Here is a 12,586-nt window from a genome sequence, read left to right as displayed (position 1 = left end):
CCAACTGCAAATTTTCTGAAAAAAATGACAGTTTGCGCAAAAAGCCCGGAAATGCGGGGTTCTTGAATTTCTGATTTTGCGCGCTACCGGTGTCTCTTTAAAATATGCTCACTGTGGTTGCATGTTTGAGGCGTCTAAAAAGAATCAAAAAAGAGAAATTCTTGATTTGATTCATTTTTTCACGGTCCGGCGTTGTAAGGAGGGGCAGGCGACTCCATATTCGTCGTTGCCGGATACATTGTGTGCGGCGGGAGGTTAATCGGGGAGTAGGGCTACGCTGCAAATGTCGCAGCCATGTCATCAATTATTGATGCTTGTCTGAGAAGCTACGGCATATAAAAGACTTGATCGGTTGGTAGTCGTCCTGAAGAGGAGGGCGCCTGCGCCGCCCAAAATTATGAGAGCAAGGCGATTCATGCACCGGAGTCGCCATTGCCGAATAAAGGAACGGTTCATATCGTTTCGCAATCCGGTTCGCGGTATTTGAGGACGGAATGGAAAGCATAATAGGCGATCTCGGACAGTTTATCTCCGATCATCGGGCATGGGCTGGGCCTATCGTGGGAATCATCGCCTTTGGCGAATCTCTCGCCATCATAGGAATGTTCATTCCGGCCACGCCAATCATGATTGCCATCGGCGGCCTCGTGGGGGCGGGAATTATCGAACCCATTCCGGTCATCATCGGAGCGATTATCGGCGCGGTAATCGGCGATATCATCTCCTATTTCCTCGGCTGGTGGCTGGGCCGCAATATCATTCACAAATGGCCGCTCAACAAACATCGCAGCGGCGTGGCACGGGCGCGTCTCCTTTTCCGTCGTTACGGTTTTTCGGCGGTGTTCCTTGGCCGCTTTTTCGGACCCATACGCTGCACTGTCCCGATGGTTGCCGGCATGATGTCCATGGATCAGACGCGCTTCCAGACCGCCAATGTCCTTTCCGCGCTGGTTTGGGCTCCCGTGATGTTTCTTCCGGGCTGGCTGGCTGGACGTGGCGCAGGCCTTTTCGCCAGAATGGACGGCGACCACATGTTCTGGTTTGCCATTGGGATCACCATTGTCACTATTATCGTGACGGTCATTGGCGTTCGCTTTTTCAAAGCCCGTCCGCGACGGGAGCGGAAACGGCGTGTACAAGTTACACCGGCCGAATAATCGGCCACTTGTGGCTTACGCTTCGGTCTGCATAATAACAGATCATATGGTTCATATGGCAACCGGCAGCTTAGGCGAGCCTCGCAGCCATCACATATAAGGTTCATCGCGCTTTATGCCCGACGACAATTCTGACGATTCGTCTTCTCGAAGTCCAAGTTCCCCGCAGGGGTGTTTGCGCTTTCTGTGTATTGAGCAATTTCCGACAGTCTTTGCCCGTCTGGGGCTGGACCGCATAAAGGCGGCCCGGCCACAAACTGTATGCGGCATAATTTCCAATTTTCGTTTCTGCTGATCTTTAAAGGAGCCGACCTATCATGGACTGGTCCATGGACTGGATTGCTGACCCCAATGCCTGGATAGGTTTGGTGACATTGGTGGTGCTTGAGATCGTTCTCGGTATCGACAATCTCGTCTTCATCGCCATTCTGGCCGACAAACTGCCTCCGCATCAACGCAATCGCGCGCGGTTGATTGGCCTCAGCTTGGCTCTTTTGATGCGCCTGGCGTTGCTCGCTTCGATTTCCTGGATCGTTACCCTGCGCGAACCATTGGTCTCGCTGATGGAAATGTCGTTCTCTGGCCGGGATATCATCATGCTGATTGGTGGCCTGTTTCTGCTTGCCAAGGGCACGATGGAACTTCACGAGCGGCTGGAGGGAAACCACGGGCCCAAGAGCTCCAAGGTCGTACATGCGGTGTTCTGGCAGGTAATCGTTCAGATTGTCGTTCTGGACGCCGTGTTCTCGCTGGACAGTGTGATCACTGCTGTAGGAATGGTCCAGCATATGCCGGTCATGATGATTGCTGTCGTCATTGCCATCGGCGTGATGATGCTTGCTTCCAAGCCGCTGATGGATTTCGTAAACAAGCACCCGACCGTTGTCATTCTGTGTCTCGGTTTCCTGATGATGATCGGTTTCAGTCTGGTCGTGGAAGGTTTCGGCTTTCATATTCCAAAGGGCTATCTCTACGCAGCGATCGGCTTCTCCGTGTTGATCGAAGCAGCCAACCAGATGGCACGGCATAATCGTGAGAAGCTGGTCACCACCAATGATCTCCGGGAGCGTACTGCGGGCGCGGTGTTGCGGCTGCTCGGCGGCAGCCGCGGTGAGAGCCCGCTTTCTGACACAGTTGACGTGATTGCCCAGCAGACAGCCGCCAGCGATGTCTTTTTGCCGGAAGAAAAGGAGATGATCCGCGGCGTGCTTGATCTGGCTGATCGGCCTGTGCGTTCCATTATGTCGCCCCGCAATGAGATCGAGTGGCTTGACCTGGATGAAGACGCGGCGGAACTGGACGCGGCCATTCGCAAGCTGACGCATTCGCGCGTCATCGTTGCGCGCCGTCAGGTGGATGAGTTCATTGGTGTGGCATTGGTCAGGGATCTGCTGCGCGATATTGGAGACAAGAAGCCCATAGACTGGGATAAATCCATGAAGCAGCCGCTGGTCGTGCACGAGAATGCAAACGTGCTGCGCGTTATGGAGCAGTTGCGCAATTCCCCTGTTCAGATCGCGGTGGTGGTGGATGAGCACGGTTCATTCGAAGGCGTCGTAACGCCTACCGACGTTCTGGAAGCTATTGCCGGTGAGTTCCCGGATGAAGACGAGGAGGCGGCCGTTGCGTTATCAGACGGGCAGGGCGGTTACCTCGTAGACGGGTTTACCGACATTCGCCGCTTGAGCGGCCTTCTGGAGCGCGATCTTGTGGACGAAGCCGACCGCTACACAACTCTCGCCGGTTACGTACTCTGGCATCTGGGGCACTTGCCTGTGGGTGGGGAGAGCTTCGTTGCTGACGGGCTGGAATTCAAGATAGACTCGATGAATGGGCGCCACGTCGGTAAGGTTCGTATTACGCCTTCAATCGAATATGAGGTGTAATGGAAATATCTGCGGGCTGGGTCATTCAGCTCGCAAATTATTTCATGCAGTTAACTCCGATCAAAAAAGTAGGTTATTGACAAAAGTCCGGAAGCCTACAAAATTAACCTGTCGTTCATTGTTGCGGCGAAAGCGCGACAATATTGGAGCGTAAGGCAATGAGGAGGCCTGCATGAAGCGAACCGTTCATCTGCTCGCTACAAAGATGAAGAATGCGTTTTTGCGTGTTCCGGCCTTTCTGGAACAGCCATGGCGCGAGATGAAGCTGAATGCTGAAGAGATTGCAGCCCGCCGCCGCAACCGGTTGGAGCGCGGCGAGCATAATTTTCTCTGGTGCTGGCAGCATCGCGGTTTCTGGTAAGTCCGTTCAGGCGCGTAAATTTTTGAAGGCAGGAGGCGAAAGCTTCCTGCCTTTTGCGTTTCATTTCAGAATTTCGCTCCGGGGGAGAATTATTTTCTCACGCCAGCATATGGATTGGGCGCGGCTTCCATGAATGGCGTTGAAAGTAGTTTATATATTTAAATCAATGATTTAGATTGATTTTGTCTTTTCTCTCGTTAGATTTGTTTTCCGAAAACAATCCAGTTTAGAGCGCTTTTCGCAAATGGCGCGGTGGGGATGGGTCTAATGAGAAAAATTATTCTATATGCGGCGGTCGCTCTCGGTCTCGGCTGCGCCCCGGTTCACGCGCAGGAGCCAAAGGAAATCCTCAATGTTTCCTATGATATCGCGCGGGAACTCTACGAGCAGATCAACAAGGCCTTCATCGCCGATTGGAAAACCAAGACCGGAGAAGACCTGACCGTCAATCAGTCCCATGCTGGATCATCGAAGCAGGCGCGTTCGATTCTGGAAGGGCTTGAGGCTGATGTCGTGACATTCAACCAGGTGACCGACGTGCAGGTCCTTCATGACAAGGGCAATCTGATTCCGGCGGACTGGCAGAAGAGGTTGCCCAACAACTCGTCGCCTTATTATTCGTTCCCCGCATTCCTCGTGCGCGAAGGTAATCCGAAGAACATCAAGAACTGGGACGATCTGGCGCGCGATGATGTCAAGGTTATCTTCCCGAACCCCAAAACCTCGGGCAATGCGCGTTACACCTATCTTGCCGCGACGGCTTACGCGAACGAGGCGTTCAAGGGCGATCAGGCAAAGGTGCATGAATTCATCGGCAAGATTTTCAAAAACGTCCCGGTTTTCGATACAGGCGGTCGCGGGGCAACGACAACTTTCGCCGAACGCGGCATTGGTGACGTTCTGGTGACTTTCGAGGCGGAAACGCGCGGGACAGAAAAAGTGCTCGGGCCCGATAAGTATGACGTTGTCGTACCGGAAGTCAGCCTGCTGGCGGAGTTTCCGGTTACGGTCGTGGATAAGGTGGTGGACAAGCGCGGATCGCGCAAGATCGCCGAAGCCTATCTCGATTACCTCTATTCTCTGGAGGGGCAGGAAATTCTGGCCCAAAACTTCAACCGCGTACATGACAAGGACGTCATCGCCAAGCACAAGGACATCTATCCTGATGTGCGCCTCGTAACGGTTGAAGACGCTTTTGGTGGCTGGGAGAAGGTGCAGAAGGAACATTTCGCTGAAGGCGGAGTGCTTGATCAGCTCTTCAAAGGCAAATAAATGAAGCCAACTGGCGACCCGCATGGGTCGCCTCGCTTTTCGGAAAAATCCAGTGGCGGTTCTAAGCATGAAACGTAATTCGGTGTTGCCGGGGTTCGGGCTGACCCTTGGCTGCACCTTGCTTTATCTGGTTGTGATCGTGGCTTTGCCGCTGCTGGCCATGATCCTGAAAACGGCCAGTCTCGGCTGGAGCGACTTCTGGAACATTGTGACTTCGGAGCGGGCGCTGGCGACTTACAGGATCACCTTGAGCGCTGCTGCGGTGGCGACCGTGTTCAATGGCCTGTTCGGTCTTCTGCTGGCATGGGTCCTGACACGATACGAATTTCCGGGCAAACGCATGATCGATGCCGCTGTCGATCTTCCTTTCGCGCTGCCGACTGCCATTGCTGGCCTGGCGCTTGTAACACTGTTCGCTCAGAATGGCTGGTTCGGGCGGCTTCTTGAACCGATCGGGATAAAGGTCGCTTACGCACCACTTGGAATCATGATCGCGATGTTCTTCACCAGCATCCCGTTCGTCATTCGCACGGTTCAGCCGGTGCTCGAAGATATGAGCGCCGATGTGGAAGAGGCTGCGCGCAGCCTTGGGGCCAGTTCCTGGCAGACATTCTCGCATATTATCTGGCCGACCATCTTTCCGGCTTTCCTTGCAGGCTCTTCGCTTTCCTTTGCGCGCAGCCTTGGCGAGTTTGGTTCGATTGTCTTTATCTCAGGCAATCTGCCCTTCGAAACCGAAGTCACGTCACTGCTCGTTTTCATCCGGTTGGACGAATATGACTATCCCGCCGCGGCTGCACTTGCATTCGTGATGCTTGTTACGGCCTTTGTCATGCTTCTTGTGACCAATCTCATCCAGGCAAGGCAGCTTCGTTATGCAGAACGCTAGCGCAAGCATGCAGGCACGAAATTCGGGCCCGATGCGCAACATATTGATCTGGCTCGCAGCCGTGTTGTCTGTGATCTGTATCGGAGCGCCGCTTGCCGTCATCTTCTCCTATGCATTCAGCAAAGGCGTCGATGTCTTTTTCAGCGAGATATTGAGGCCAGACACGCTTCATGCGGTGTGGCTCACTGTGTTGACTGCGATCGTTGTTGTCCCGATCAACATGGCTTTCGGTGTCTGTGTAGCGTGGCTGGTAACGAAATTCCGCTTTCCCGGCCGCAGGCTTCTGATCACATTCGTGGAAATACCTTTTTCCGTTTCGCCTATCGTGGCTGGTGTTACCTATCTCTTCCTCTATGGATCGCAGGGGCTGCTGGGGCCGCTACTGGAGTCCTACGACATCAAGATCATGTTCACGGTCCCAGCGATTTTTCTGGTCAGCCTTTTCGTGACTTCGCCCTTCGTGGCGCGGGAGCTGATCCCGCTCATGGAAGTGCAGGGGAGTGATGAAGAAGAAGCGGCTTTGACGCTCGGGGCCAACGCTTGGCAGACCTTTTTCTATGTTACCTTGCCCAACATTAAGTGGGCGTTGCTCTATGGCGCGGTGCTTTGCAATGCGCGTGTCATGGGGGAATTTGGAGCAACTTCGGTCGTCTCTGGTGCCATCCGAGGCAAGACCAATACGCTGCCGCTACAGGTGGAATTGCTGTTCAACGACTATAATGTCGCCGGTGCTTTCGCAGCAGCCTCGACGCTGGCATTGATCGCTCTTCTCACGCTTGTTTTGAAGGTTCTGCTTGAGCGCAGGCAGGGCGCCTGAAAAAGGGAGCCGTCCATTCGAGGAATAGACGGCTCGCGGTCACGCTGCTTGGGAAAGCGTGTTGGTTACCGGTTCTCTGTGCAGCGAGGACGCCAGAATAATTCCCTCAGGCCAGCGGCTGAAACCGCTTGCCACGTTGATGTGACCGGCATGGCCCAGGTCGACAAATCCCGAACCCCACACATGCGAAAGAGCTTCAGCCTTGGCAAAGCTCATATACTCATCGTTGCGGCTTGCCACGACGATAGAAGGGAAACCCAGTTCGTGGCGGGGCAGCGGGGCAAAGCTCTGGAAACGACTGTCCCTGCGGGCCATGGTCTCAGCGTCGGCCGGTGCAACGAGAAGTGCACCCGCCACATGAGCAGCCGATGGTCGGCTCGACAGATGGGCGACGAGCGCACAGCCGAGGCTATGGGCAACCAGAACCGCGCCGGGGTTTTCGGCGAGCTTGGCTTCGAGCGCGTGCATCCAGTCGGATAGCACCGGATAGTGCCAGTCGTCCTGTTCGACGAGCAATGCTGACGGATCGTCATGCAACCATTGGCGCTGCCAGTGGCCTGCTTCCGATCCCTTGTAGCCGGGGATGATCAATGTCGCAGGCATGCGTCTTTCCTCTTGGAATTAAAGCCTTGGGAGGGCGTTCAATTTCGCGATGCTTGCGCTTTGCGAAACTGGTTCCAAGATAAGTGGCGGAAGCCGCCTTTTTAAGGAAAACAAATTCAATTTAGAGCGATTATGTGAAAATTATGCTCCATGTCTGGCGGGTCTATTTTTGCTGTTTTTCGTTCCACCGCAGCAGAAACTGGGACTTTTCAAAAACGAGCACCACCACGAGCGACATTGCGAACGGAATAAGCAGATAAAGCAGTCGAAACACGATCAGCGCAGCGAGAACGTCTGCCTGATTCATATCCGGCAAACCTGTCAGGAAAACCAGTTCCAGGACGCCGAGACCGCCGGGGGCGTGCGATATCAAAGCTGCCGAGAACGAAACGAGAAAGATGCCGAGAATAATGAGAAAGCCGGGATTACCTGCCTCTGGCAAGGCAAAGTAGATGATGCCGGCGGCGCCGATCAGTTCCAGCGGAGCGACGATGAGCTGCTGCACAACCACCGACATGCGCGGATATTCGAGCCGGAAACTGCCGATCTGGAGCGGGCGCAGGCGCAACCAGCTGCCGAAGACATAGAGCAGCACAAATGCCAGCATCAAAAGTGCGATGACAATGGAAACGGTCGGTGTCAGTTCCTCGTTGAAACGCATCAGAATGTGCGGCTCCAGCAGAAGAACGACGCTGGAGGTTATGATAACGCCAAGAATGAACGTAAAAGAGCAAAAGGCAATCAGGACGGCGATTTCACTGCCCGGCATGCCTTGCGAGGAATAAGCTCGATAGCGCACTACGGCGCCGGAGACGACTGAGGCTCCGATATTGTGCGATAAGGCGTAGGTGGTGAAGGAACAAAGCGCGATAAACAGCCAGGAAATTTTGCGTTTGAGATGCAGCAGCGCGATACGATCATAGCCTGCAAGCGAACTATAGGCGAGAAGCGCGGAACCCGCCGCCAGAACCCAATGGTGAGCCCGGATGGCATAAAGGCTGTCCAGAACATCATCCAGCGATATGCTGCGAAGCTCGCGATAAAGAAGCCAGACCGAAACTCCGACTGCGCAAATGCCTACGACCGGCCAGATATAATCCTTTGCTTTCATCAGCCGGTCACCACGCGTTCATGCTTCATATCATCCCCATTATTGCCCGTCATATCGGCCAATCCGTCCGATATTGTTCCCATTATGCCGTTCTGCGTTTCGCCGTCCGAAACGGTGACGGCGTCTTTCCTTTTGATTTCGGTTCCGATTGCCTTCGCCATGGCGGCTGCAATCTCTTCCTCGCCCAGAATGACGGAATTAGCGCCAAGATCATGCAGGTATTGTGCTTCTGCTTTTGAACAGGCGCGCACGACGATGTTTATTTCCGGGTTGGCGGCTCGAGCCAGCGCGGTCACACGACCAGCCTCAAAGGCGTTGGGTATCGCGATGACCAGATTTCTGGCGGCTGACGGATTGGCAGCCGCCAGTATTTCAGAATCCGAAGCATTGCCGGTGATAGCCTCAATGCCCTTGTCCTTCAAAGATGCGCTTACTTTCGGCGAATCCTCGATCACCAGAAAAGGTGAAGTTTCCGCCTGCAATCCTCCCGCGATACCAGCACCAATCTGGCCATAACCGACCACAATCGTGTGCGCGACCAGCGATGTTTGCGGCAAAGGCTCGGGCTCGGAAATGCTGGGCTCGGCTTCGATATTCTCACCGGCTGTCATTTCGCCTTTGCTTCGCTTTTCGATCCATGGCCGCATCCGTTCCGCTACGATGAACATGACCGGATTGAGGAAGATTGAGAGGATTGCGCCCGCGAGAATGAGATCGCGCCCGGCTGGAGGGAGAAGATTGAGACTGACGCCCAACCCTGCAAGAATGAAAGAGAATTCACCGATTTGCGCAAGGCTGGCCGAAATGGTGAGCGCCGTGCTGACCGGACGACGGAAAGCGCGCACGATGAAAAATGCAGCGACCGACTTTCCAACGAGAATAATGGCGAGCGTTCCGAGCAGGGGAAGCGGGTCACGGACAAGGCTCATCGGATCGAAAAGCATGCCGACAGAAATGAAGAACAGCACCGCAAAGGCATCTCGCAGGGGGAGGGACTCTTCAGCGGCCCGATGACTAAGCTCGGATTCGCTCATGACCATGCCAGCGAAGAATGCGCCCAGCGCGAAGGAAACGCCAAACAGATGGGCTGCGCCAAAGGCGACGCCGAGTGCAATAGCGAGCACGCCCAAACGAAACAATTCGCGTGAGCCGGTTTGGGCCACGACATTGAGAAGCCAGGGTATGACCTTGCGTCCAACGATTAGCATCAGCGCAACGAACAGGATGACCTTGGCTATGGTAAGTAGAATGATGCCGCCAATGCCGAGGCCAAGCCATGAAATAATGGGATCGCTTGCTGCCGTGCCTTCTGCGCGGCCGGTGACGCTGGCAATGGCCGGAAGCAACACGAGCGCCATGACCATTGCGAGGTCTTCGACGATCAGCCAGCCGACAGCAATGCGTCCGCGTTCCGTATCGATCAGGCGGCGCTCCTGCATGGCGCGCAGAAGGACAACTGTACTGGCGGTTGAAAGGGCAAGGCCGAAAACCAGACCCGCCTGCACGTCCCAGCCGAGTGCGAGGCCGAGACCGGTACCGAGGGCTGCGGCGGCAGCGATCTGCGCAAGTGCGCCGGGTACCGCGATGGCTTTGACGGAAAGGAGATCTTTAAGCGAAAAGTGTAGGCCGACACCGAACATCAGCAGTATAACGCCAATTTCAGCGAGCTGCAGAATGAGGTCCTGATCTGCAACGAAACCGGGTGTGTGGGGACCGGCAATGACACCGGCCAGGAGATAGCCAACGAGAGGTGAGATTTTCAGGCGGGTGGCTATCGCACCGAAGATGAAGGCCAGGCATAACCCGATGACGATTGTCGCTATCAAAGGCGTGTCATGGGGCATCAGGTGCCTTCCCCCTCTGGCTTCTCTATTCTGTATGTGGAAGCCGGGCAAGGCATGAACCTTGCCCGGCGAATGGGTCATTTCTGCGCTGCGGCGCTGTCTTCAATTGCTTGGTGGGCTTCCTTTCGGTGCTGCCACCAGTTGCCGAGCAAGAGCAGAATCGGAGCAGCGATGAAGATCGACGACGACGTTGCGATCACGATACCGAACAGCATCGGAACGGCAAAATTATGAACCGCGCTGCCGCCCCAGATAGCCATCGGAAGCATACACAGGAACGTCGTCATCGATGTATAGATACAGCGGACGAGCACCTGATTGATACTCATGTCCACGATTTCGCGCAGCGGTTTCGATTTATAAAGCCGCATATTTTCTCGCATGCGGTCATAAACCACAACCTTATCGTTTACCGAGTAGCCGATAGCAGTCAGAAGCGCTGCGATGGCGGTCAGGTTAAAGTCGAGCTGCAACAGCGCGAAAAAGCCGACCATCTTGGTGGTATCGAGGACAAGCGTGATGATCGCGCCCATCGCGAAGAACCATTCGAAACGCCACCACAGATAAATGAGCATGCCGAGCGCCGAAAGGACAACCGCGATGAAGCCGGAGCGGGCCAGTTCGCCAGAGACCTTCGGACCGACGACTTCCGTCCGTTCGATCTTCACGCCGGGATCGAGCTCGGTGACAGCCTGACGCATCTTGTTTACGGCGGCCGTCTGCGCTTCTTCGCCACCATCCTGCCGCTGCACGCGGATCAGAACATCGTTCGGGCTGCCTGCAGACTGGAGCGCGACTTCACCAAGTCCAAGCGAGCCAAGCTTGGCGCGCAATTGCGCCAGATCGGCAGGCTGTGATGTAACGATTTCCGCCTGAATGCCGCCCTTGAAGTCGATGCCGTAATTCAGACCCGGTTTGAAGAACAGGCCAATCGACAGGATGGACAGGACGATCGAGACACCAATGCCGACGAAGCGGGCGTTCATGAAGCTGATATTCGTCTTTTCGGGAACGAATTTCAGGAACGGCTCGATGACAAGCACCTTCAGCTTACGTTTGCGAACGTACCACGCCATCACCATGCGGACGAGCGTTACGTCCGTGAACATGGAGATCGCGATGCCGAGCATCATGGTAATCGCAAAGCCGCGAACCGGGCCTGTGCCGAAGGTGAAGAGCAGCAGAGTCGAGATCAGCGAGGTGACATTCGCGTCCACAATGGTGGAGAAAGCGCTGTGGAAGCCCTTGTCCAGCGCGGCCATGGCTCCGAGGCCGCGCCGCGTTTCTTCGCGGATACGTTCGTTGATGAGAATATTCGCGTCAACCGCGATACCAATGCCGAGAATGATACCGGCGATGCCAGGCAATGTCAGCGTTGCACCAATAAGGCTCAAGGCCGAGAAGGTAAGCAGGGTGTGAAGCAGGAGGGCCACATTGGCGATAGTTCCCCAGACACCGTACAGGAGCTGGATGAAGACCGCGACTAGCACGAAGCCGATCACACCGGTAATCAGGCCCATCTTGATCGCATCGCCGCCGAGATCAGGACCAACCGTGCGTTCCTCGATAACGGTGAGCGGCGCGGGCAGGGCGCCGGCGCGCAGGAGTGCGGAAAGAACCACCGTGTCCTGAACGGTAAAGCTGCCGGAAATCTGACCCGAACCACCGGTGATCGGTTCGCGGATGACCGGAGCGCTCAACACCTTGCCGTCGAGCACGATAGCGAACGGGCGATTGACGTTCTTTGTGGTGATATCCGCGAACTGGCGCGCTCCGAGACTATCGAAGCGGAAGGACACGATCGGCTCATTGGTACGCTGGTCGAATCCTGCACGCGCATCGGTGAGACGCTCGCCGGAAAGCGCGATCTGATCTTCGATCGGGTATTTGATATTCGGGTCCTTGGAATCCGGCATAATCGTCACGCCGGGAGGCGGCGCATCGTTCGGATTGGCATCCGCAACCATATGGAAGCTCATTTTCGCCGTACTTCCAAGAAGCTGGCGAAGCTGTGCCGGATCCTGAAGGCCGGGAAGCTGAACCACGATGCGGTCAGAACCCACGCGCTGGATCGAAGGTTCGGCGACGCCAACTTGGTCGACGCGCTGACGGATGATTTCAAGGCTCTGCTGGAGAGCGGCGTCGAGGCGGTAGTTGAAGCCCGCTTCCGTCAGGGTCAGACGCACCTGATTGTCGGTCGAGGCGACATCTATGTCATTGATCGCCGTACCGAACCCGCTGGTATTGACCTGCGAAATCAAGGTGCGCAGTGCAGTTTCCGCCTTGGCGCGCTGGTCGGCGTCAGGGATGGTCACGACAACCGCATCACCGACGGCGCGGATAGACTGCGGCTGGATGCGTTCGGCGCGCAGCTTGCTGCGGGCATCGTCGAGCAAAGTCCGCAAGCGATCCTTCTTCAGGCTGGCTGCATCGACTTCAAGCACGAGATAGGAGCCGCCGCGCAGATCAAGGCCGAGCGTGACCTGGCGCTTGGGGAACCAGGACGGCATCGCGTCAAGTTGCTTTTGGGTAAAGAAGTTGGGCAAGGCGATGATAACGCCGATCGCAACGATCAGGCTATATAGCACAACCACCCATTTCGAAGTACGCATGGATTAAGGTTCCGGTTGGTAAGCCCGGTTGCCA

At 55.5% G+C, this 12,586-nt stretch carries 10 protein-coding genes; 6 read left to right on the top strand and 4 right to left on the bottom strand.

All coding sequences use genetic code 11. From position 1 onward, the window contains the following. Positions 1-494: 494 nt before the first annotated feature. The 6 genes from F9K78_RS00355 (at position 495) to cysW (ending at position 6,382) form a co-directional block, all read left to right on the top strand. Positions 495-1,157 (top strand): DedA family protein, encoded by a 663-nt coding sequence (locus tag F9K78_RS00355; RefSeq protein ID WP_121985057.1) that lies wholly within the window; start codon positions 495-497, stop codon positions 1,155-1,157. A gap of 317 nt (positions 1,158-1,474) precedes the next feature. Next, a complete protein-coding gene (locus F9K78_RS00350; protein ID WP_121985058.1) occupies positions 1,475-3,043 on the top strand; it encodes a TerC family protein in 1,569 nt (522 codons plus the stop codon). A gap of 172 nt (positions 3,044-3,215) precedes the next feature. Then, a complete protein-coding gene (locus F9K78_RS00345) occupies positions 3,216-3,404 on the top strand; it encodes a hypothetical protein (protein ID WP_121982226.1) in 189 nt (62 codons plus the stop codon). 267 nt (positions 3,405-3,671) lie between these two features. Then, complete coding sequence (locus tag F9K78_RS00340) at positions 3,672-4,676, top strand: sulfate ABC transporter substrate-binding protein (protein ID WP_121982227.1); 1,005 nt, start codon at positions 3,672-3,674, stop codon at positions 4,674-4,676. A gap of 67 nt (positions 4,677-4,743) precedes the next feature. Next, positions 4,744-5,565 (top strand): sulfate ABC transporter permease subunit CysT, encoded by an 822-nt coding sequence (gene cysT / locus F9K78_RS00335; protein ID WP_121982228.1) that lies wholly within the window; start codon positions 4,744-4,746, stop codon positions 5,563-5,565. Then, complete coding sequence (gene cysW, locus F9K78_RS00330; RefSeq protein WP_121982229.1) at positions 5,552-6,382, top strand: sulfate ABC transporter permease subunit CysW; 831 nt, start codon at positions 5,552-5,554, stop codon at positions 6,380-6,382. Before cysT ends, cysW begins: the two co-directional genes overlap by 14 nt. A gap of 39 nt (positions 6,383-6,421) precedes the next feature. Here the strand turns inward: cysW and F9K78_RS00325 are convergent, their stop codons facing one another. From F9K78_RS00325 to secD, 4 genes are all read right to left on the bottom strand, one after another. Continuing rightward, the gene (locus F9K78_RS00325; RefSeq protein WP_121982230.1) at positions 6,422-6,985 is read right to left on the bottom strand and encodes an alpha/beta hydrolase; all 564 of its coding nucleotides are present in this window, start codon (positions 6,983-6,985) and stop codon (positions 6,422-6,424) included. 163 nt (positions 6,986-7,148) lie between these two features. Beyond that, positions 7,149-8,096 carry a lysylphosphatidylglycerol synthase domain-containing protein gene (locus F9K78_RS00320; RefSeq protein ID WP_121982231.1) on the bottom strand — a complete coding sequence of 316 codons (948 nt, stop codon included), beginning with the start codon at positions 8,094-8,096 and terminating at the stop codon, positions 7,149-7,151. Next, complete coding sequence (gene ybaL, locus F9K78_RS00315) at positions 8,096-9,940, bottom strand: YbaL family putative K(+) efflux transporter (protein ID WP_121982232.1); 1,845 nt, start codon at positions 9,938-9,940, stop codon at positions 8,096-8,098. Before ybaL ends, F9K78_RS00320 begins: the two co-directional genes overlap by 1 nt. 77 nt (positions 9,941-10,017) lie before the next feature. Next, on the bottom strand, positions 10,018-12,552 hold the full coding sequence (gene secD, locus F9K78_RS00310) for a protein translocase subunit SecD (RefSeq protein ID WP_121982233.1): 2,535 nt from the start codon (positions 12,550-12,552) through the stop codon (positions 10,018-10,020). Positions 12,553-12,586 lie beyond the last annotated feature (34 nt).

It is taken from the genome of Brucella pseudintermedia (assembly GCF_008932435.1).
Classification (GTDB): Bacteria; Pseudomonadota; Alphaproteobacteria; order Rhizobiales; family Rhizobiaceae; genus Brucella; species Brucella pseudintermedia.
The sequence above is the reverse complement of the archived record's forward strand: the minus strand, read 5'-3'. Positions and strand labels throughout refer to the sequence as shown.